Raw genomic sequence first — 19,454 nt, forward strand, 5'->3', positions numbered from 1 at the left:
GTCGTACGTCCCCTCAGCCCGCGAAAGCGGCCTTGGCCTCGTTGAACAGCGTCTTGGCGGCGTCGGCCGGCTTGGCCTTGCCCTGGGCGACCTCACCGCCGATGCGCAGGAACGCCGCCTCGATGACGTCGGAGCCGGACGGGTGCGGGGTGATCTTCCCGAGCAGCCCGGCGGCGGCGACCTCCTCCTCGTACGCCTTGACGCCCTTGTTGTTGTCGTCGGTGGGGGTGAACGCCTCGTACTGCTCGCTGGTGGCGAGGATGCCGCGGTCGTAGCCCATGATCTTGCCGACCTCGGGGTCGTGGACCATGAAGTCGATGAACTGGGCGACTTCCTCGGGGTGCTCGGTGCCGCTGAAGGCGCTGAGCATCAGCGAACCGAGGTACTGGCCGGTGTCCTTGCCGTTCGTGGTCGGGATCGGCGCGAGCCCGTAGTCCGACTCGCCCTCGCCCTCGTAGCGGATGGAGAAGTTGTCCCAGGTGAACTCGCCCGCGGCGAGCCCCGCCGACAGGCCCGACTTGGGCTTGACCTGCTCGATCTTCTTCGGGTCGGCGACGAGCCCGGACCGTACGCGCTTGTAGCCGTCCTCCCACCACTGCGTCAGGTCGTCCTCGGTGAAGCCGAGGCCGGTGTCGGTGTAGAAGGCCTTGCCGTTCTGGCGCAGATACAGGTCGTAGAGGTACATGATGCTGAAGTAGCCGGTGTCTCCGGCGATCTTCAGCTTGTCCTGGATCGTCTGGAGCGCGTCGAAGTACTCGTCCCAGGTCCAGCCCAGCTTCGGCTCCAGGCCCGCCTTCTTGAAGGCCTTGAGGTCGATGACGAGGGCCATGGTGTTGGCGCCGACGGGTATGCCGACCTGCTTGTCGTCGACCTGACCGACGGTCAGGACATTGTTGCGGAAGTTCTCCAGGCTGAGATTTCCCGCGTCGGCCTGTGTCTTGAGGTCCATCAGGACACCGCGCTTGTCGTACTTGCGCAGGAAGGTGACGGAATTCTGGAAAACGTCCGGCGGATTTCCGCCGGAGGCCTGCGTCTGGAACTTCTCCCAGAACGCCTCGTAGTCCGTGAATTCCGGCTTGATCTTGATCTTCGGGTACTTCTTCTCGAAGAGGGCGATCGTCTTCTTGATGGCGATGGCCCGCGGCTCGCCGCCCCACCAGGCATAACGGATCGTCACCGTGCCATCGCCCGAGCCGCTGCCGCCCCCGCACGCGGTGGCCGTCGCGGCCAGCCCCGCGACGGCCAGCGAGGCCCCCGTCGCCTTGAGGACCGTTCGCCTTCCGACCCGCCCCTCGACATTCCCGCCCTGCTGCATATGAGCCTCCCCGCGACGTTGCGTTCGCCCCATGAATCGTTTCAAGTAAGCGCTTGCTGGCACAAGGTACGGAGGCCCCAGGGGCGCGTCAATGATTCGGACAGGAATTGATGTGCGGCGGCGGCCGGGCCGCGACACCCCGGCCGCCGCCGCGACGGCGCGCGTCGGCCGAGAAAACCCAGGTCCGCGTCGTGCGGTCGACGGACCGAACGGCGCCGGACCGGACCGGCCGGCCGCGCGGCAAGGTCACGGTTGGATGAAGGCCGGCCAAGCCGTTGCGTGGCCGCCACAACGACAAGGCGGCCCGGCTCACGATCGTGAGCCGGGCCGCCTGATGATCCCGGTGGGCGATACTGGGTTCGAACCAGTGACCTCTTCGGTGTGAACGAAGCGCTCTCCCACTGAGCTAATCGCCCGGGTGCGGGAAGAACATTACCGCATGTCAGGGGGTGCCCGTGACCGTGACCAGCCACTCGCTCGCGCGGAGACCCCGGGGCGCCCCCGGGGCCCCGCCCGACTCAGCTCACTGGTCCTCGATCTTCCACGGCATCACCAGGCCGAACTTCCACAGGTAGAAGCCGGCGATCGCGCCGATGACCAGCAGGCCGATCACCGTGAGAATGATGTTGCGCCGCCGCACCTTGGGGTCGAGGGCCCGCTGCGTCGCCTCGGTCACTTTCCGCTTGGTCCAGCGCAGCACCAGCTGGGCCCAGACGAACTCGGTGGCCCAGATCGCCATGCCGCCGAAGATCACCACCCAGCCGGGTCCGGGCAGCGGCAGCATGACGATGCCGGCCACCACGACCGCGAGACCGACGACGAAGACCCCGACCTGCCAGCTCATGTGCAGCACGCGGCGTGCCTTGACGAATTCGGGCGCCCGCGACCCGAGGCCCCGCTCGTCCGCCGCCTTGTCCGCCTTCGTCCCGTCCGCCATCACGGCCACCTCGACCGGCTCACTACGCCCCGTGTTCATACGGCCAAACCCTACCGGAGCGAAACGAGTCACCGGAATGGACGCAGCTCGCCCGCGATTCCTCGGCCGGAAGGGGTACGTAAAGGCACGCAAAACACTCAGAGGGGTTTACAACGGCACCGTAGGTGGCATGTCGATTTCGCCGACGTGCGAATCCCCGAGCGCACACTGAGCGAAAGGCCCTGGCGCTTATGAACACCACGGTCAGCTGCGAGCTGCACCTGCGCCTCGTTGTGTCGAGCGAGTCCTCCCTGCCTGTCCCCGCAGGCCTGCGGTACGACACGGCCGATCCCTACGCCGTGCACGCCACCTTCCACACCGGAGCCGAGGAGACCGTCGAGTGGGTGTTCGCCCGTGATCTCCTCGCCGAGGGGCTGCACCGCCCCACCGGCACCGGCGACGTCCGTGTCTGGCCGTCGCGCAGTCACGGTCAGGGCGTCGTGTGCATCGCCCTGAGCTCTCCGGAGGGCGAGGCCCTGCTCGAAGCCCCGGCGCGGGCTCTGGAGTCCTTCCTGAAGCGCACAGACGCCGCCGTGCCGCCCGGCACGGAACACCGGCACTTCGACCTCGATCAGGAACTCTCGCACATCCTGGCGGAAAGCTAGGGCGAGACCCCCGAACCGCCCGGCGCCGTCGACTCGGGGTGACGGACCGGGCCGGGACAGCCGCATACGGCACACACCGGCGTCGCCGCCGCGGACCACCGCGGGGCGGCGCCGGTGTGCGTTTACGGGCGGGAACCACGGCCGATCCCCCACCGTTGTACGGGCACCAGGACGGCGGGCACGGCACAGACGTGCACGGAACGGGCGGCCGCGGAGCGGGCGGGCACGGAGCGGGCACGACGGACGGCATCGGGGCCGTACGGCCGGCCGCGGATGCCACTACCATCGGCCAGCATCCGCGGGCGCCCGCCCGTCCCCAGGCCAGGGAGCGAAACGTGCTGATCACCCACGACACCCGGTGCGCGCTCGACACCGTGGTGGATCTGGTGAACACCGCACCGGAGGACGAGTCGTCGCCGGACGGGCTGCCGGATGTCGCCGCCCTCACCGATTTCGTACGGAACCACGAGGTCAGTGATGTCGGCGTGCTCTCGGAGTTCGATCTCTCGGCGGTGCGCAAGGTGCGCGGCCGGTTCGCCTCCGTCTTCGCGGCCACCGACACCCGCGCCACCGCCGGCCTGATCAACGAACTGGTCGCCGCCGCGGGCACCACCCCCCGGCTCACCGACCACGACGGCTACGACTGGCACGTCCACTACTTCGCTCCCGGTGCCTCTGTCGCCGATCACCTGGCGGCCGACTGCGGGATGGCCCTGGCCTTCTTCGTGGTCGCCGGGGAGCGGGAGCGGCTGCGGCGCTGCGAGGCGCCCGACTGCCGGCGTGCCTTCGTCGACCTGTCGCGCAACCGCTCACGGCGGTACTGCGACAGCCGGACCTGCGGCAACCGGCTGCACGTGGCGGCCTACCGGGCGCGGCGCAAGGAAGCGGCGGGCTGAGCGGGCCCGGGGGCCGCCCAGGCGGCCCGAATGCCTCCCCCGGACACGGTCCCGACGCGCCCCCCGGCGGGTGGCGCCGGGGAACGCGGGTACGGCTCACAGCAACAGCAGGTCGTGCAGCGAAGCCATGAGCAGCAGGAACCCGATCACCGCAAGGAAGATCATCAGCGGTGGCTGGGAAAGGGCGAAGAGGCATCCGCGTGGCTCTTGAGGCCGGGAGGCGGTATCGCTCTCTGTGGTGTCCAGCTGTGTCGTGTCCAGCATCTCGCGGCGATGATGGCGCAGTTCGGAGCCCGACGCGATCAACACGCCAGCAAGGCACCTGTGTTCGCCGGAATACATGATCTTCGCTTCGAGTTGTGATCATTTCCGGACGTTTCACCAGCTCACTGTGTCGTTTCAGTGAAACGGGGCCGTTTCGGTGGAACGAGCGGCGAGCGGCGAGCGAGGCGGTGAACCCCGACGGCGGACGGGCGGCCTCAGATGCCGTGCTTCTTCAGGATGGCCTCGATGTCGCTGAAGTCGTCCTCCGAGCGGGGCTTGCCCGCGGGGCGGGCCGGCGCCGGACGCGGGGCGGACCCGGCGCCCAGTGAGGGCGCCGAGGCTCCCGGGGCCACGGCGTCCTGCCGGGCGGCCGCCCGCGCGGCCTCCTTGCGCTCCTTGCGGGTGGAGCGGGTGCCGCCGCGGCGCCGCTCCACGGCGCGCGTGACCATGAACAGCAGCCACGCCACGCCCAGCACGGCGAAGCCCGCCCAGGCCATCGGGCTGAAGGCGGTGTCGGCGAGCCACTCGACGACGCCGGTCATCACCAGGCCGACGGGTATCAGCGAGTAGGCGGCGATGCGCACCGCCGCCAGGAAGCGCCTGCGGTACGCGGTGATCGCCGCGATGCCCAGGCCGGCCGCGGACACGGCGGAACAGACGGTCTCGGCAATCATCCGGTCCTCCAGGGCTGGGGCGCCGTCGGGCAGCCACGTTCGTCCCTTCCATCCTGCACCGTCCCCACCCGGTGCGGCCATGCCCCGGCCCGACATCAGGGACATCTCCGGGTCGCCTCGGGGGCGCCTCCTCCTCAGGTCCCAGGGCCCGGTACTCGCCGGTGCGGACGGGACGAGGAGGTCGGGAGCAGGGGCTGGGACACTGGTCGCATGAGCGACTCCTCCCCCACCGGCCCCGCCACTCCCGTCCTCGACGTCTGGTGCGAGCTCCAGTGCCCGGACTGCCGGACCTCCCTGGACGATCTGCACGCCCTGCGCGCCCGCTACGGGGACCGCCTGGAGCTGCGGCTGCGGCACTTCCCGCTGGAGAAGCACAAGCACGCCTTCGCCGCCGCGCAGGCCGCCGAGGAGGCCGCCGTGCAGGGGCAGGGCTGGGCGTACGTCGAAGCGGTGCTCGGCCGGCTGGCGGAGCTGGACCGCCGGGGGGAGGACCTCCTGGTCGACGTGGCCCGGGAACTCGGCCTGGACGCCGAGGAGTTCGACACCGCCCTGATCGACGGCCGGCACATCCTGGTCGTCGACGCCGACCAGGCCGAGGGCAAGGCGATCGGCGTGACCGGGACCCCGACGTACGTCATCGGCGGCGAGCGGCTCGACGGCGGCAAGAGCCAGGAGGGGCTCCGCGCCCGTATCGAGGAGATCGCGGACCGGCTGCTGGGCGGGGACCGGGGCTGACGCCGGTCCCCTCGCCCCTCGCCCCGCGCCTACAGCAGCGGCTTGTAGAAGGTGTACCGGGTCGTCTCGTAGCCGAGCGACTCGTACAGCCGTTCGGCCGGGGTGTTGCCGGCGAACACGTTGAGGCCGAGCAGCCGGCGTCCGGCGGCGATCGTCTGCGTCTCCGCGAGGAGCAGCAGCGACCGGCCGTGCCCCCGGCCCCGGTGGGCGGCGTCGGCCTCGACGTCGTAGACGTACCCGGACTCGGGGCGCAGCGCCAGCCACAGCGTGCCGACCGGCTCGCCCTCGTGTTCCAGCACGCTGAAGAGCATGTCCTCGGTCTCGGGCCCCCGCGGCAGCAGCGTCTCGTGGTCGTGCCGGGACCTGGCGTACGCCACGTCCTCGGGTATGCCCCGCTCGATCCAGGTGCGCGCGTACTGCTCGGACTCGTGCGCCCACCAGGCGTCGAACTCCGCCCGGGTCATCGGCCGCGGACGGCTGCCCGCCGGCAGGGCGGGCGGGGTGTCCCCGAGCCGCTTCTCCATGCCGCGGTTGCGCGGCAGGTAGCCGAGCGACTCGACGAGCCGCAGGGCCGCCCCGGCGTCCGCGGGGACGGTGACGGTGAGCTGCCCGCAGCCCCAGCCGCGCGCCACCTCCTCCGCCGCGAGCGCGGCCACCGTGGCCCGGCCGCGCCGGCGGTCGGCCTCGTCGACGCGCAGGTCGTGGATGACGGCGACCGCGTCGCCGAAGGCGGGAGAGGTGCCGAGGTGGACCGCGCCGACGGGGCGGCTGTTCACGCACACCTGGTAGTGGCGTGAACGCGTTCCGTCGGCGGCGCGCTGAAGCGGCTCGGTCGGCCGCAGGGTGGTGGTCATCAGGGGTGTTCTACCCCGCGCGACCGCCCGGGAGCAGCCGGTTTTGACGGTCGGTCCGTGCCGGTCAGGGGTCGAGGTCGGCGCCGGACCGTTCCGCGAAGATCCGCATCGCCTTGGCCGTCACCGGCCCCGGGGCGCCCGGCAGTTCCCGGCCGTCGACCCGGTGCACGGCCTGGACGTCGCGCAGCGTGGAGGTCAGGAAGATCTCGTCGGCGCGGTCCAGGACGTCCAGCGGAAGGTCCGACTCCACGGCGCCGGTCCACTCGACGGCCAGGGCGCGGGTGATGCCCGCGAGACAGCCGGAGGCGACCGGCGGGGTGTGGATCTCGCCGTCGAGGACGACGAAGACGTTCGACCCGGTGCCCTCGCACAGCCGCCCCACCGTGTTGGCGAACAGCGCCTCGGAGGCGCCCCGTTCGCGGGCGCGGGCGAGGGCGACGACGTTCTCGGCGTACGAGGTGGTCTTCAGGCCGGTGAGCGCGCCGCGCTCGTTGCGGGTCCAGGGGACGGTGATCACGGCCGTGGAGTCGGGGCGGCGGGCGGTGGCGCCGAGGGCGACCAGCAGAGTGGGGCCGTGCTCGCCGCGGTCGGAGCCGAGCGGGCCGTGCCCGCCGGTGCAGGTGATCCGCAGCCGGCCGAGCGGCATGGGGTTGGCCTCCAGTACGGCGGCGCAGGCGCGGCGCACCTCGTCGAGGTCGGGCTCCGGCAGGCCCAGGCCCCTCGCCGAGCGGGCCAGCCGGTCGAGGTGCCGGGTCAGTGCGAAGGGGCGCCCGTCCACCGCCTTCACGGTCTCGAAGACGCCGTCGCCCACGGTCAGTCCGTGGTCGAAGGCGGAGACCCGGGCGGACTCCGCGTCCCGCAGCCCGCCGTCCAGCCAGATCTTCATGTTCCCGGCCCCTCCCCGATCGCTTCGTACCTCCCCGACGCTATCGCGAGCAGCCGGGACGCCTTCAGCTCGGTCTCCCGCCACTCCCGCTCCGGGTCCGAGCCCCAGGTGATCCCGGCTCCGGTGCCGAACTTCAGCAGACCCTCGGCCCGGTCGATCCAGAAGGTGCGGATGCCGACGGCCAGCTCGCCGGTGCCCCGGTCGGCGTCGACCCAGCCGACGCCCCCGCAGTACGGGCCGCGGGGCGCGGTCTCCAGCGCCTCGATGATCCTGAGGGCGCTCGCCTTGGGCGCGCCGGTGACCGAGCCGGGCGGGAAGGTGGCGGTGAGCAGCTCGGGCCAGCCGGCACCGGCCCGCAGTTCGCCCCGTACGGTCGACACGAGGTGCACCAGCCCCGGGTGCTTCTCCACCGCGCACAGGTCGGGCACGGTCACGGTGCCCGGCGCGCAGACCCGCCCGAGGTCGTTGCGGACCAGGTCCACGATCATCACGTTCTCGGCGTGGTCCTTCTCCAGCAGGTCCGCCTCGGTGCGGCCGGTGCCCTTGATCGGTCCCGACTCCACCGTCCGTCCCGCGCGGCGCAGGAACAGTTCGGGAGAGGCGGTGGCCACCTCCACCCCGTGCCCGGGAAGCCGGAGGGTTCCCGCGTACGGCGCCGGGTTGCCGCGGGCCAGCAGCGCGGTGAGGGCGTCCACGTCGGCGTCGGGCGGGACGGGCGCGGACAGGACGCGGCAGAGGTTGGCCTGGTAGACCTCGCCGGCCGCGATGTGCGCGCGGACGCGTCGTACGGCGCTCGTGTACGCGTCGTGATCCAGCGAGGACGCCCAGTCGCCGACCGCCGGTCCGCGCCACTGTCCCGGCCGGGGCGCGGGCACCGGCGTTTCGCGGACGTCCGCGAAACGGGCGCAGGTCAGGCGGCCCTCGAAGTCCGCGCAGACGGCCCAGAACCCGCTGGACCCGAGTGCGGCGGGGTCGGTCGTGACGTCGAGGAGACCGGTGGCGATCCGGTCGCCGAACCGGGCCAGGGGCGGAAGATCGGACACATGGCCGAGTCTAGGCGGGGTGACCGCGAGGTGACCCGAACGTGTCCTTCCGCCCACCCTGACCAGGCAAGCGAGCGGGGGCAGCGCAGCACGCTGCGCAAACGCGTTTTTGTACTGGCTCCGGAATCCGCTAGAGTTCATCACGTCGCCGGGACGCGCAAGCCGACCGAAACGACAGGCGGACGTAGCTCAGTTGGTAGAGCGCAACCTTGCCAAGGTTGAGGTCGCGAGTTCGAGCCTCGTCGTCCGCTCGCAGGAACAGGGGTTCCACAAGATCCCCTACACTCCTGGTGGAGTGGCCGAGAGGCGAGGCAACGGCCTGCAAAGCCGTCTACACGGGTTCAAATCCCGTCTCCACCTCCAAGGACGATTAGCTCAGCGGGAGAGCGCTTCCCTGACACGGAAGAGGTCACTGGTTCAATCCCAGTATCGTCCACTGGTCCGCAAGGACCTTGATCCGCGAGGATCCCCGCGCGATTAGCTCAGCGGGAGAGCGCTTCCCTGACACGGAAGAGGTCACTGGTTCAATCCCAGTATCGCGCACGCAGTACTCGCAGTACTCCCGGACGATTAGCTCAGCGGGAGAGCGCTTCCCTGACACGGAAGAGGTCACTGGTTCAATCCCAGTATCGTCCACCACCCGGAACCCCCGGCCGTCTCCACGGCCGGGGGTTCCGTCGTCCGCTGACAGCCGGCAGCCGACTGTCAGCTGGAGAACAGCATGTGGCCGAAGCCCTTGTTGCGGTGGTGGCCGTGGTGGTGGCCGTGGCCGCCGTGCGGGGCGCCCCAGGCGGGGGCCGGGGCGGCGGGGTAGGCCTGCGGGGCCGGCTGGGACCACTGGGCCTCCAGGCGGGTCAGCGACTCCAGTTCGCCGTAGTCGAGAAAGATCCCGCGGCAGCCGCTGCACTGCTCGATCTGGACGCCGTTGCGGTTGTACGTGTGCATCGGTGCGTGGCACTTCGGACACTGCATGGTCGGCTCAACTCCTCGCCGGTAGGTCCTGCTTCGTGTTTCGCCAGGACAGACACTGTCCGGCTGCGGTCGGTTGCACCCTACTCGGCGTGGCTGTCCGTCAACTCCCGGGGACGCGCGCGGGAACGGAGGCCATGCGCGCGCAGGCGTCCACCAGGGCCCGTTCCACGTCGTCCAGCGGCCGGTCCGCCAGGGCCGCCTTGGCCAGGGCGCGGGCGGCGGTCTGGGCGGTGAGGGCGCGGGCCGGGACGTCCAGGGCCGGCCAGGGGTCGCCGTCCGGCGGGACGGCCGGGCCGCCGGCGGCGCGGTAGGCGGCCAGGAAGCGGCTCCACTCGTCGGACGTCAGCACCCCGCAGGCGTACCAGGCGGCCGGGCGGGCCAGGTCCCAGGACGGTACGCCCCGGCCGAGGTCGTCGACGTCTATCAGCAGCCACGGGCCGTCGGGCGCGGGGTGCCGGACGAGCTGGCCGAGGTGGAAGTCACCGTGGCACGGGGTGCCGGTGTCCGGCATGGGGCCCGCGCCGCGCGCCCAGGCGGGCAGCGCGGTCCAGGCGCGCAGGACGGGGGCGGTGCCGGGGTGGTGGGGCGCGGTCTCCCGCAGCCGGGCGAGGGCGGCGGCGGTCCTGGCCGGACCGCGCATCAGCGGGAGGGCGGCGGGGGCGGGGGCACGGTGGAGGCGGGCGAGGAGCGTGCCGGCCGCCTCCCAGGGGGCGGCGTCGGGGTCTTCCGGGTCCACGGGGGTGCCGTACGGCCAGCAGGTCACCAGTCGTCCGTACAGGTCGGCGGGGTCCTGGGCGAGCGGGGGCAGGAGGATGCCGGGGAGGCGGGCGGCGAGGGCGAGGCGGTGGGCCAGCGCCCCGGGGTCGGTGTCCGGGGCGTGCGCCTTGGCGACGACGTCCCCGTGCCGGACGACGGTCCCGTCCGGCCGGTCGGCCAGCGTGGCGGCGCCGCAGGAGCGGCAGGCCGGGGTGCGGGAATGGGCCGTGGCCCGGACGCGGGCGGTCAGGGCGGGGAGCAGGGGGGCCGTCGTCACGGGGTGAGCGTACGGGGGTGGGTCTGGAGCGGGACGGCCGCGGTAGGCGCCACGCCGTCGTCACGGGGTGCGTACGGGGTGGGTCCGGCCGGGGGGGCGGCTCCGGCCTTGGGACACTCGCCTGAGGTGCGCCTGAGGTGCGGGAGGGGCCGACGGTGCGCTGTACCCGTCCTGTTCCGGTCCTGACCGAGGCTCGCGGGCAGGGCAATGCCGGCGCAGCTCCCCAGCTGCGCCGGCATCTGTGCCGTCCGCCGCACCCCCGTCCCCACGGGGTTTCATGGATGGATGTCCCCGCCCGGACCGCTCTTCCGGGCCTGGGGTCGCCGCTCAGCGCCCCAGCATCACACCCACGGACGACGCCTGTGTGGCCACCGTCTCCCACCCGTCGAAGACAAGGAGGAGCAGGGCCGCCAGGGGAAGGGCCATGAGCGTCGCCACCAGTGGGTGGCGACGGCCCTGGCGACGGGCGCGGAACGGGGCGGCGTACGCCCCGCGCTCCAGCGTGCGGACCAGCGTCCGCGGTGCCGTCTGGGCCATGGTCCCTCTCCTGACCTGTTCCGTTGTTGCCTGGCAGCGGCGGGCGTCTGACCTCGGGGGACGAGTGCTGCACCCGCCGCTTGACCTCAAATCTAGGCGTCCGGCCCCCGGCGGGCGTCATGCCCTCGTACCGATTGCCGGGCCTCCCGGAGGATGAGCCCCCACCTGGGGCGTACTCCCGTGGGTGGAGACGACGGCCGGGGTCTCGGGGTCATCCCCGAGGGGGCGCACGGCCCCTCATCCGGTCTGTCCCGCTTTCTCCGAGCTGTCCTCCCGGGGCACCGGCTGTTCGACCAGGGCCAGCACCCGGTTGGCCATGAACCGTGCCGTGCGCACCACCGAGCCGTTGCGCGTGACTTCGCTCACCTCCACCACCCCTCGGCGCACCGCCGTCTCCACCCGGCGCCCCGCCCGGCTCGCCACCACCTCGTACGTCCGTGTCGTGTCGCCCGCGTCCACGACTATCTCCACACGATCACCTTTCATGGAGTCAATCCCCCTTCCCCTGCGGCCTGTTGGGACCCCGGCCGGCACCGAATCCGGCCAGTTCGCCCCTTTCCTGACCACCCTTCGATTCTCCCACCCGGCACTGACAATCGATCGGCCCGAGAGGGCGCGGCCTCTGCGCGCGGGCGGCCGTGGAAACGTAAGCTGTGGCTCGTCACAGGGACCGGGCAGCGGGGATGAACATGGCGATGATGCGCCTGAGGCGCGAGGACCCGCGCGTCGTCGGCTCGTTCAGGCTTCACAGGCGGCTCGGCGCGGGTGGAATGGGCGTGGTCTACCTGGGCTCCGACAAGAAGGGGCAGCGGGTCGCGCTGAAGGTCATCCGGCCGGATCTGGCGGAGGACCAGGAGTTCCGTTCGCGGTTCGCCCGTGAGGTCTCGGCGGCCCGGCGGATCAGGGGCGGGTGCACCGCGCGGCTGGTCGCCGCCGACCTGGACGCGGACCGGCCGTGGTTCGCCACGCAGTACGTGCCCGGCCCGTCGCTGCACGACAAGGTCGCCGACGAGGGGCCGCTCGGCGCGGCCGATGTCGCCGCCGTGGGGGCCGCGCTCTCCGAAGGGCTGGTCGCGGTGCACGAGGCGGGGGTCGTGCACCGGGACCTGAAGCCCTCCAACATCCTGCTCTCCCCCAAGGGCCCCCGGATCATCGACTTCGGCATCGCCTGGGCGACGGGTGCCTCCACGCTCACGCACGTCGGCACGGCGGTCGGCTCCCCCGGGTTCCTCGCCCCCGAGCAGGTGCGCGGCGCGGCGGTCACCCCGGCGACGGACGTGTTCTCCCTCGGCGCGACCCTCGCCTACGCCTCGATGGGCGACTCGCCCTTCGGGCACGGCAGTTCGGAAGTGATGCTGTACCGCGTGGTGCACGAGGAGGCGCAGCTGCACGGGGTGCCGGACGCGCTGGCCCCGCTGGTGCGGGCCTGTCTGGCGAAGGACCCCGAGGAGCGGCCCAGCACGCTGCAACTGTCGCTGCGGCTCAAGGAGATCGCCGCCCGCGAGGCCCAGGGGCTGGCGGACGTACGGCCGCCCGCTCCGCGCGCGGGAGAGGCGGACCGGCCCACCGGTCAGCTCGCCGACACCTACCCGGAGCGTGAGCGGCGGCGTCCGCAGGGGCCGGGCCCCTCGGGCACCCCCGCGCCCCGGGGCACGGGCGGCGGGGCGCGGAACACGGTCGGGTCCCGTGGCGCGGGCGGTACCCGTGGGTCTGGCGGGGCGCGTGGCTCCGGGGCGGGGCGGGGGGTGACGCCGGCACGCGGCGGTTCGGCCCGGGACGGCGGTCCGTCGCGCGGGGGCACGCCCGTGCGGGGCGGCACGCCGGCTCCCCGGTCGGGTGGCGGTACGGGCTCACGGGCGGGTGGCGGTACGGGTTCCCGGTCGGGTGCGCGGCCCACGCCGGCCTCCCGCAACACCCGGCCCGGCAACGGCGACGGTAGCCGTTCCGCGCCGCGCAGCGGGACCGGCCGGAACGGGCCGCGCACCACGGGGACCGGGCTGCGGCCCGCCAACCCCCGGCTGCTGCGCCAGCGGCTGTTCGTGTTCGTCGTGGTGACGCTGCTGGTCGCGCTGGCCATCGCGGCGGCGCAGGGCTGCCAGGGGCCGTCGCGCGGACTCGGCGACGACCGGCACGGCGGCGGCGTACGGGCGCAGCAGGTGGAGACGGACGTACCGGATCAGGGCGGGCGCGGTCCGGTGGCGTAGGACGATCAAGCCGGGCGCGGTCGGGTGGCGTAGAAGGCCACGGCCGAGGCGGCCGCCACGTTGAGGGAGTCGACGCCGGCGTCCATCGGGATGCGGACGTGTTCGTCGGCGGCGGCGAGGGCCCCGGGGGTGAGGCCGTCGCCCTCGGTGCCGAAGAGCAGGGCGAGCCGGTCGTGGTCGCGGGCGGCGAGGTCGTCGAGGGTGATGGCGCGGTCGCTCAGGCAGAACGCGGCGACGGTGAACCCGGCGGAGCGCAGGGCCTGGATGTCGTGCGGCCAGGAGTCCAGGCGGGTCCACGGGACCTGGAAGACGTTGCCCATCGAGACCTTGACGGACCTGCGGTAGAGCGGGTCGGCACAGCGCGGGGTGAGCAGGACCGCGTCGACGCCGAGGGCGGCGGCGTTGCGGAAGGCGGCGCCCACGTTGGCGTGGTCGACGATGTCCTCGAAGACGGCGACGCGGCGGGCGCCGGGCAGCAGGTCGGCGGGGTCGGGCAGCGGTCTGCGGGCCATCGAGGCGAGGGCGCCGCGGTGCACGTGGTAGCCGGTGACCTGTTCGGCGACGGCCGGGGAGACCACGTAGACCGGGGCGGTGGCCTCCTCGATGACGTCGCGCATGACGTCGACCCACTTCTCCGACAGGAGCATGGACCGCATCTCGTACCCGGCGTCGGCAGCCCGCCGGATGACCTTCTCGCCCTCGGCGATGAACAGGCCCTCGGCAGGTTCGCGGCGGCGGCGCAGGGCGACGTCGGTCAGGTCGGTGTAGTCGTGCAGGCGGGGGTCGTCGGGGTCGGTGACGAGGACGGGTTCGGCCACGTCACGCCCTTTCGTGCGGGCCGACGCCGACGACCGGGCCGATGACGATGACCGCGGGCGGGCGGACCTCCTCGGCGACGACCGTCTCCGCGACGGTCGCGAGGGTGGCGTCGACCCGGCGCTGGGCCGCGGTGGTGCCCTCCTGGACGAGGGCCACCGGGGTGTCGGGGGACTTGCCGTGCGCGACGAGGGTCTCGGCGATCTTCCCGATCTTGTCGACGCCCATGAGGACGACGAGGGTGCCGGTGAGCTTGGCCAGGGACGGCCAGTCGACCAGCGAGCGCTCGTCGTCGGGGGCCACGTGGCCGCTGACCACGGTGAACTCGTGGGCGACGCCGCGGTGGGTGACCGGGATGCCGGCCGCGCCCGGCACGGAGACGGAGCTGGAGATGCCGGGGACGACGGTGCACGGGATGCCGGCCTCGGCGAGCGCCTGGAGCTCCTCCATGCCCCGGCCGAAGACGTACGGGTCGCCGCCCTTGAGGCGGACGACGGCCTTGCCCTGCTTGGCGTGGTCGATCAGGGCGTTGTTGATGGCCTCCTGGGCCATGAACCGGCCGTACGGGATCTTCGCCGCGTCGATCACCTCGACGTGCGGCGGCAGCTCGGCGAGCAGGTCGCGGGGGCCGAGGCGGTCGGCGATGACGACGTCGGCCTCGGCGAGCAGGCGGCGCCCCCGGACGGTGATCAGGTCGGGGTCGCCGGGGCCGCCGCCGACCAGGGCGACGCCCGGGGTGCGGGTGCGGTGGTGCGGGGCGACCAGGGTGCCGTCGCGCAGTCCCTCGACGACAGCGTCGCGGATGGCGGCGGTGCGGCGGGGGTCGCGGCCCTGGGCGCTGGTGGTGAGGACGGCGACCGTCACGCCCTCGCTGTGGCCGGTGGCCGGGGTCCAGGCGGTGGCCCGGTCGGCGTCGTCGGAGCGGACGCACCAGACGCGGTGCCGTTCGGCCTCGGCGGAGGCGGCGGCGTTGGCCTCCGGGTCGCTGGTGGCGATCAGCGCGTACCAGGCGTCGGCGAGGTCGCCGTCCGCGTACGGGCGCCGCGCCCAGGTGATCTCGCCGGTGTCCGCCATCGCCTCGACCGACGGGGTGGCCTCCGGGGAGACGAGCAGGACGTCCGCGCCCGCCGCGACGAGGGCCGGGAGGCGGCGCTGGGCGACCTGACCGCCGCCGAGGACGACCACGCGGCGGCCGGTCAGGCGGAGGCCTACGGGGTAGGCGGGGTGTTCGGCCATGAGGGTGCGGCTCCTCGTCCGGGCGGGGTCCTGGCCCGGACCTGGCGGAGGTCCTGGCAGGAGGGTGCGTGCGGTGGGCGCTGCGGCGCTGGAGCTGCCCTGACGTGCGATTTTACGCAGTCGGCCGGGGTGGCGGCGAGTGACCGCCGCCACCCCGTCCGTGCGCCGGGCTACTTCTCGGTGACGCCCGCCGAGTCGAACGTCGCGACCTCGTGCATGGCGCGGGCCGTGCTCTGCACCATCGGCAGGGCCAGCAGCGCGCCGGTGCCCTCACCGAGGCGGAGGTCGAGGTCGACCAGGGGGCGCAGGCCCAGCTTGTTGAGCGCGGCGACGTGGCCGGGCTCGGCGCTGCGGTGGCCGGCGATGCAGGCGGCCAGTACCTCGGGGGCGATGGCGCGGGCGACGAGGGCCGCGGCGCCGGCGCTGACGCCGTCCAGGATGACCGGCGTACGCAGCGAGGCGCCGCCGAGCAGCAGGCCGACCATGGCGGCGTGCTCCAGGCCGCCGACCGCCGCGAGCACGCCGATCGGGTCGGCCGGGTCGGGCTGGTGGACCTCCAGGGCGCGGCGGACCACCTCGGTCTTGCGGGCGAGGGTCTCGTCGTTGATGCCGGTGCCGCGGCCGGTGACCTCGGCCGGGTCGGCGCCGGTGAAGACGGAGATCAGCGCGGCGGACGCGGTGGTGTTGGCGATGCCCATCTCACCGGTGAGCAGCGCCTTGTTGCCGGCGGCGACCAGGTCGCGGGCGGTCTCGATGCCCACCTCGATGGCCTGCTTGGCCTCCTCGCGGGTCATCGCGGGGCCGGTGGTCATGTCGGACGTACCGGGCCGGATCTTGCGGGGCAGCAGGCCGGGGGTGGCGGGCAGGTCGGCGGCGACACCGACGTCCACGACGCACACCTCGGCGCCGACCTGGGTGGCGAAGGCGTTGCAGACCGCTCCCCCGCCGAGGAAGTTGGCCACCATCTGGGCGGTGACCTCCTGCGGCCAGGGGGTGACGCCCTGGGCGTGCACCCCGTGGTCGCCGGCGAAGACCGCGACGGCGGCGGGCTCCGGGATCGGCGGCGGGCACTGCCGGGACAGACCGGAGAGCTGCGCGGAGATGATCTCCAGCATGCCGAGCGCGCCGGCCGGCTTGGTCATCCGCTTCTGCCGCTCCCACGCCTCGCCGAGCGCCTTCGCGTCCAGCGGGCGGATCTGGGCGACGGTCTCGGCGAGCAGGTCGTGCGGCTCCTCGCCGGGCAGGGCGCGACGGCCGTACGTCTCCTCGTGCACGACCCAGGACAGCGGGCGGCGCTTGGACCAGCCGGCCTGCATCAGCTCGGGCTCGTCCGGGAACTCGTCGACGTAACCGACGCACAGGTAGGCGACGACGTCGAGGTGCTCGGGCAGGCCGAGGGCGCGGACCATCTCGCGCTCGTCGAAGAAGCTGACCCAGCCGACGCCGAGGCCCTCGGCGCGGGCGGCGAGCCAGAAGTTCTCGACGGCGAGCGCGGAGGAGTACGGCGCCATCTGCGGCTGGGTGTGGCGGCCGAGGGTGTGGCGGCCGCCGCGCGTCGAGTCGGCGGTGACGACGACGTTGACCGGGGTGTCGAGGATGGCCTCGACCTTCAGCTCCTTGAACTGCTTCGCGCGGCCCTTGGGCAGCGACTTGGCGTACGCCTCGCGCTGGCGCATCGCCAGTTCGTGCATCGCGCGCCGGGTCTCGGCGGAGCGGATGACGACGAAGTCCCAGGGCTGCGAGTGGCCGACGGACGGGGCGGTGTGGGCCGCCTCCAGGACGCGGAGCAGCACCTCGTGCGGGATGGGGTCGCTGCGGAAGCCGTTGCGGATGTCCCGGCGTTCGCGCATGACCTTCAGCACGGCCTCGCGCTCGGCGTCGTCGTAGGCGGGTGCGGCCGGTCCGGTGGGCTGTCGTGCCGCTTCTGCCACGGGGGCCGTGCTCACTGCCTGTGCGTCTTCCTGGTCTTCTTGTTCGGCGGCCCGGGTGTCCAGGTCGTCCGCGTGCTGTACGGGGTGGGGCGCGGCCTGCGCCGGGCCGGCCTCGCGGGGGGCGGGCACCATGACGGCGGGGTCGGCGTCGGGGGCCGGGTCCGCCGGGACCTGGCCGTCGGCTTCCTGCCCCGTCTCCGTGGCGGGCGTCGGGCCGGCGGGGGGCGCCTCGGGTCCGGGCACGGCCGACTGGGGTCCCTGGGCGGGCTGCGGGGCCGTGGCCACCGGTTCCTGCTCCGGGGCGGACTGGGGGGCGCCCTCCACTGTGTGCTGCTCCTGGACGAACTGGGGGCCCGGGACCGGAGCCGGGGGCTGCGGGGCCTGGGCGGGTGGTACGGGCGGTGCGGACGGTACGGGTTCTGCGACGGGTGCTTCGGGGGCGACGGACGCCTCGGGGGCCGGCTGGACGGCGGCAGGCTGCTGCGGGTCCGGGGTGGTCTCCGGGTGCGGCCACGGCTGCGGGGCAGGGGGGTGCGGGGGGGTGGCCGCGGCCGGGGCGGGCTGCTCCGGGGTGGCCGGTGCGGGCGCGGGGTGGGGCTGGGGCTCGGCGGGGGCGGGGGCGGGGGGCGGTGTGGGGCCGTCCGTGGCCGTCGTGGGGGTCTGCTCCGGGGTGGGCCACTGCTGTGCGGGGTCCTGCGGAGTGGGCTGGGGCTGCGCGTCCGGTGCGAGGGGGACGGCGGCGGCCGTCTGCTCCGGGGCGGGCTCCACGGGTTCCCCGGGGACGGGGGGCGCCTCCGGGGTGGCGGGGGCGGCGGCGGACGGTGCCTCGGGGGTCGGGGGGGCTTGGGGGGCCTGGGGTGCGGGGGTGTCGGGCAGCGGGGGGGCCGGGGCGGCTACGGCCTCGGGGGCAGGGGTCGCCTCGGGGACCGCTACGGCCTCGGGGGCAGGGGTCGCCTCGGGGCCGGGCTCGGTCGCAGGGGCCGGTGCGGGCTCGGGCTCGGGTACGGCCACGGGTTCGGGGGCAGCACCGGGCTCGAAGGCAGCCCCGGGCTCAGGGGCAGTTACGGCCTCGGGGGCAGCACCGGGTTCGGCCCCGGGGGCCTGGTCCGCGTCGGTGCCGCTCGCCTCCGGCTCGTCCGGCGTCCGGACCTCCTGGGCCACCGGCGCCGCAGCGGCCTCCGGCGCCTGCGTCTGCACCGCCGGACCGGGCACATCGGAACCCTGGCCCGCCACCGGACCAGGCACGTCGGAACCCTGGCCCGCCACCGGACCAGCCACGTCAGAGCCCTCGCCCACCACCGGACCAGGCACGTCAGAGCCGTCGCCCACCACCGGGCCGGGGACCGCGGGCACCTGCTCGTCCACGGAACCGGGCACCTCGGCCAACGGCCCCGCCGCGGAGTCAGGAGCCTCGGGCCCCTGCCCCTCCGCAGCACCGGTCGCCTCAGCCGCCCGGCCCTCGACAGGACCGGGCACCTCCGACGCCTCCGGCACCTCCGACGCCTCCGCCTCCGCGGAACCAGGCGCGTCCGCCCCCGAAGGCTCGGCGGCGCCCTCGGGTGCCTCCGGAGCCGGGGCGCCGGGCGTCTCCGTGAGCGCGGTCACGGGCTCCGGAGCCTGCGAGTCCTGCACCTCTGAGGCCGGGCCCGCGCTCTCCTGCGCGTCGGCCTCGGCGGAGACCACGCCGGCCTCCGTACCGACCTCCGTACTGGCCTGCGTCGCGTCCTCCGGCTGCTCCGCGGAGCGCTCCGGCTGGGTCGCCACCCGGGCCACGACGGCCTGGGCCACGCCCGCCGGACCAGCCGGACCCGCCGGACCCGGTGCCGGAGCAACCGTTTCGGCGGCCCCCGCGACGGCGCCCACTCGGGGCTGGGGCGCCGCCGTCTGCGACGGGTCGAGGTACTCGGGGCCGGTGGCCGGGGGAACGGCGGGTCTGTTCGGCGCGGTGGCCGGGCCGCGGTCGGCGAGGGAACGGACCGGGCTCGCCGAGGCGTCGGGGATCGGCGGGCCGAGGTGCAGCGGCCGGCGCGGGGCGACCGGGGCCGGGCCCGGCGAGCGGACCGCGCCGAGGTCGAACGCGCCGCTGTCGCGGCCGGACGTCTCGTGCGGCTCGGGCTCGTGGACGGCCTCGACGACGGGCTCCGGGGCGGGCGGCGCGACCTCGTTGCCCCAGGCGCTCTGGGCACCGGGCAGCAGCAACAGGTCCTCGTCCTCGGCGGTGGTCTCGGAGAGGTAGGTGTACGCACCCGGCGCGGCAACGCCCGGCTGCTCCACCATGCCTGCGTTCTCCGGCAGCCCCTCGCCCGGGATCTGGCCGGTGTCGGTCATGCGTACCCCTCGCCCATCGGTTAGTGCTCCTACGACCAGCTCACCCGGAACGGCGCACCGACCGCTCCGTAGTGAAGAACGAGCGTGCGTGCCCAGCGGCACGAACGACCCGCCGGAAAAGGCGACAAAGCCATTGAGTGGCATTCTCG

Annotated in this window: 18 protein-coding genes and 6 tRNA genes; 9 read left to right on the plus strand and 15 right to left on the minus strand. The window is 73.8% G+C overall.

Translation table 11 applies throughout. The features are described from left to right. Positions 1–13 precede the first annotated feature (13 nt). The 3 genes from ACIQR3_RS20680 to ACIQR3_RS20690 form a co-directional block, all read right to left on the minus strand. The gene (locus tag ACIQR3_RS20680) at positions 14–1,315 is read right to left on the minus strand and encodes an ABC transporter substrate-binding protein (protein WP_403540870.1); all 1,302 of its coding nucleotides are present in this window, start codon (positions 1,313–1,315) and stop codon (positions 14–16) included. 344 nt (positions 1,316–1,659) lie between these two features. After that, positions 1,660–1,731: transfer RNA gene (locus tag ACIQR3_RS20685), tRNA-Val, on the minus strand. Positions 1,732–1,838: 107 nt separating this feature from the next. Beyond that, entirely contained in the window at positions 1,839–2,291 is a 453-nt protein-coding gene (locus ACIQR3_RS20690; RefSeq protein ID WP_403540873.1) for a TIGR02611 family protein, read from the minus strand. 191 nt (positions 2,292–2,482) lie between these two features. Here ACIQR3_RS20690 and ACIQR3_RS20695 point away from each other — a divergent pair, with 191 nt between their 5' ends. Then, entirely contained in the window at positions 2,483–2,896 is a 414-nt protein-coding gene (locus tag ACIQR3_RS20695) for an SsgA family sporulation/cell division regulator (RefSeq protein ID WP_004002642.1), read from the plus strand. A 335-nt stretch (positions 2,897–3,231) separates the two neighbouring features. After that, positions 3,232–3,792 (plus strand): CGNR zinc finger domain-containing protein, encoded by a 561-nt coding sequence (locus ACIQR3_RS20700; protein WP_403540876.1) that lies wholly within the window; start codon positions 3,232–3,234, stop codon positions 3,790–3,792. A gap of 96 nt (positions 3,793–3,888) precedes the next feature. On the opposite strand, the gene ACIQR3_RS20705 is transcribed toward ACIQR3_RS20700, so the two are convergent. Next, a complete protein-coding gene (locus ACIQR3_RS20705) occupies positions 3,889–4,101 on the minus strand; it encodes a hypothetical protein (RefSeq protein ID WP_403541070.1) in 213 nt (70 codons plus the stop codon). Positions 4,102–4,271: 170 nt separating this feature from the next. After that, positions 4,272–4,730: a hypothetical protein gene (locus ACIQR3_RS20710; protein WP_403540878.1), complete on the minus strand. Its 459-nt coding sequence runs from the start codon at positions 4,728–4,730 to the stop codon at positions 4,272–4,274. Between the two features lie 210 nt (positions 4,731–4,940). Between ACIQR3_RS20710 and ACIQR3_RS20715 the strand changes: the two genes are divergently transcribed. Next, positions 4,941–5,465, plus strand: coding sequence for a DsbA family protein (locus ACIQR3_RS20715; protein WP_403540879.1), 525 nt, complete (start codon positions 4,941–4,943; stop codon positions 5,463–5,465). A gap of 29 nt (positions 5,466–5,494) precedes the next feature. On the opposite strand, the gene ACIQR3_RS20720 is transcribed toward ACIQR3_RS20715, so the two are convergent. From ACIQR3_RS20720 to ACIQR3_RS20730, 3 genes are all read right to left on the minus strand, one after another. Further along, positions 5,495–6,319, minus strand: coding sequence for a GNAT family N-acetyltransferase (locus tag ACIQR3_RS20720; protein ID WP_403540881.1), 825 nt, complete (start codon positions 6,317–6,319; stop codon positions 5,495–5,497). 64 nt (positions 6,320–6,383) lie between these two features. After that, complete coding sequence (locus ACIQR3_RS20725) at positions 6,384–7,205, minus strand: aminotransferase class IV (RefSeq protein ID WP_403540883.1); 822 nt, start codon at positions 7,203–7,205, stop codon at positions 6,384–6,386. After that, on the minus strand, positions 7,202–8,248 hold the full coding sequence (locus ACIQR3_RS20730) for a chorismate-binding protein (RefSeq protein ID WP_403540884.1): 1,047 nt from the start codon (positions 8,246–8,248) through the stop codon (positions 7,202–7,204). The genes ACIQR3_RS20725 and ACIQR3_RS20730 overlap by 4 nt, the downstream gene beginning before the upstream one ends. A gap of 178 nt (positions 8,249–8,426) precedes the next feature. Between ACIQR3_RS20730 and ACIQR3_RS20735 the strand changes: the two genes are divergently transcribed. The 5 genes from ACIQR3_RS20735 to ACIQR3_RS20755 all read left to right on the plus strand — a co-directional run bounded on the left by ACIQR3_RS20735 (position 8,427) and on the right by ACIQR3_RS20755 (position 8,887). Then, a tRNA-Gly gene (locus ACIQR3_RS20735) sits at positions 8,427–8,499 on the plus strand. Positions 8,500–8,537: 38 nt separating this feature from the next. Continuing rightward, positions 8,538–8,611: transfer RNA gene (locus tag ACIQR3_RS20740), tRNA-Cys, on the plus strand. A gap of 1 nt (position 8,612) precedes the next feature. Next, positions 8,613–8,684: transfer RNA gene (locus tag ACIQR3_RS20745), tRNA-Val, on the plus strand. 35 nt (positions 8,685–8,719) lie between these two features. Next, positions 8,720–8,791 (plus strand) — tRNA-Val (locus tag ACIQR3_RS20750). Between the two features lie 21 nt (positions 8,792–8,812). Next, positions 8,813–8,887 (plus strand) — tRNA-Val (locus ACIQR3_RS20755). Between the two features lie 66 nt (positions 8,888–8,953). On the opposite strand, the gene ACIQR3_RS20760 is transcribed toward ACIQR3_RS20755, so the two are convergent. The 4 genes from ACIQR3_RS20760 to ACIQR3_RS20775 all read right to left on the minus strand — a co-directional run bounded on the left by ACIQR3_RS20760 (position 8,954) and on the right by ACIQR3_RS20775 (position 11,276). Next, complete coding sequence (locus ACIQR3_RS20760) at positions 8,954–9,220, minus strand: zf-TFIIB domain-containing protein (RefSeq protein ID WP_403540886.1); 267 nt, start codon at positions 9,218–9,220, stop codon at positions 8,954–8,956. A gap of 100 nt (positions 9,221–9,320) precedes the next feature. After that, on the minus strand, positions 9,321–10,253 hold the full coding sequence (locus ACIQR3_RS20765; RefSeq protein WP_403540888.1) for a phosphotransferase: 933 nt from the start codon (positions 10,251–10,253) through the stop codon (positions 9,321–9,323). A 327-nt stretch (positions 10,254–10,580) separates the two neighbouring features. Continuing rightward, the gene (locus tag ACIQR3_RS20770) at positions 10,581–10,790 is read right to left on the minus strand and encodes a hypothetical protein (protein ID WP_403540890.1); all 210 of its coding nucleotides are present in this window, start codon (positions 10,788–10,790) and stop codon (positions 10,581–10,583) included. Between the two features lie 237 nt (positions 10,791–11,027). Continuing rightward, the gene (locus tag ACIQR3_RS20775; protein WP_215168669.1) at positions 11,028–11,276 is read right to left on the minus strand and encodes a hypothetical protein; all 249 of its coding nucleotides are present in this window, start codon (positions 11,274–11,276) and stop codon (positions 11,028–11,030) included. A gap of 197 nt (positions 11,277–11,473) precedes the next feature. Here ACIQR3_RS20775 and ACIQR3_RS20780 point away from each other — a divergent pair, with 197 nt between their 5' ends. Next, positions 11,474–12,994 (plus strand): serine/threonine-protein kinase, encoded by a 1,521-nt coding sequence (locus ACIQR3_RS20780; RefSeq protein WP_403541056.1) that lies wholly within the window; start codon positions 11,474–11,476, stop codon positions 12,992–12,994. A gap of 5 nt (positions 12,995–12,999) precedes the next feature. On the opposite strand, the gene ACIQR3_RS20785 is transcribed toward ACIQR3_RS20780, so the two are convergent. The 3 genes from ACIQR3_RS20785 to cobT form a co-directional block, all read right to left on the minus strand. After that, positions 13,000–13,812 (minus strand): TrmH family RNA methyltransferase, encoded by an 813-nt coding sequence (locus ACIQR3_RS20785; RefSeq protein ID WP_403540892.1) that lies wholly within the window; start codon positions 13,810–13,812, stop codon positions 13,000–13,002. Position 13,813: 1 nt separating this feature from the next. Further along, a complete protein-coding gene (gene cobA / locus ACIQR3_RS20790) occupies positions 13,814–15,046 on the minus strand; it encodes a uroporphyrinogen-III C-methyltransferase (RefSeq protein WP_403540896.1) in 1,233 nt (410 codons plus the stop codon). A gap of 170 nt (positions 15,047–15,216) precedes the next feature. Next, positions 15,217–19,305 carry a nicotinate-nucleotide--dimethylbenzimidazole phosphoribosyltransferase gene (gene cobT / locus ACIQR3_RS20795; RefSeq protein WP_403540897.1) on the minus strand — a complete coding sequence of 1,363 codons (4,089 nt, stop codon included), beginning with the start codon at positions 19,303–19,305 and terminating at the stop codon, positions 15,217–15,219. Positions 19,306–19,454: the final 149 nt, after the last annotated feature.

It is taken from the genome of Streptomyces sp. NPDC090994 (assembly GCF_044768905.1).
In the GTDB taxonomy this organism is placed as follows: Bacteria; Actinomycetota; Actinomycetes; order Streptomycetales; family Streptomycetaceae; genus Streptomyces.

Excerpts from the sequence above, each read along its gene's own strand:
- ACIQR3_RS20680 (WP_403540870.1), bottom strand. The coding sequence starts at position 1,315 with ATGCAGCAGGGCGGGAATGTCGAGGGGCGGGTCGGAAGGCGAACGGTC.
- ACIQR3_RS20690 (WP_403540873.1), bottom strand. The coding sequence starts at position 2,291 with ATGAACACGGGGCGTAGTGAGCCGGTCGAGGTGGCCGTGATGGCGGAC.
- ACIQR3_RS20695 (WP_004002642.1), top strand. The coding sequence starts at position 2,483 with ATGAACACCACGGTCAGCTGCGAGCTGCACCTGCGCCTCGTTGTGTCG.
- ACIQR3_RS20710 (WP_403540878.1), bottom strand. The coding sequence starts at position 4,730 with ATGATTGCCGAGACCGTCTGTTCCGCCGTGTCCGCGGCCGGCCTGGGC.
- ACIQR3_RS20715 (WP_403540879.1), top strand. The coding sequence starts at position 4,941 with ATGAGCGACTCCTCCCCCACCGGCCCCGCCACTCCCGTCCTCGACGTC.
- ACIQR3_RS20720 (WP_403540881.1), bottom strand. The coding sequence starts at position 6,319 with ATGACCACCACCCTGCGGCCGACCGAGCCGCTTCAGCGCGCCGCCGAC.
- ACIQR3_RS20725 (WP_403540883.1), bottom strand. The coding sequence starts at position 7,205 with ATGAAGATCTGGCTGGACGGCGGGCTGCGGGACGCGGAGTCCGCCCGG.
- ACIQR3_RS20760 (WP_403540886.1), bottom strand. The coding sequence starts at position 9,220 with ATGCAGTGTCCGAAGTGCCACGCACCGATGCACACGTACAACCGCAAC.
- ACIQR3_RS20770 (WP_403540890.1), bottom strand. The coding sequence starts at position 10,790 with ATGGCCCAGACGGCACCGCGGACGCTGGTCCGCACGCTGGAGCGCGGG.
- ACIQR3_RS20775 (WP_215168669.1), bottom strand. The coding sequence starts at position 11,276 with ATGAAAGGTGATCGTGTGGAGATAGTCGTGGACGCGGGCGACACGACA.
- ACIQR3_RS20780 (WP_403541056.1), top strand. The coding sequence starts at position 11,474 with ATGAACATGGCGATGATGCGCCTGAGGCGCGAGGACCCGCGCGTCGTC.
- cobA (WP_403540896.1), bottom strand. The coding sequence starts at position 15,046 with ATGGCCGAACACCCCGCCTACCCCGTAGGCCTCCGCCTGACCGGCCGC.
- cobT (WP_403540897.1), bottom strand. The coding sequence starts at position 19,305 with ATGACCGACACCGGCCAGATCCCGGGCGAGGGGCTGCCGGAGAACGCA.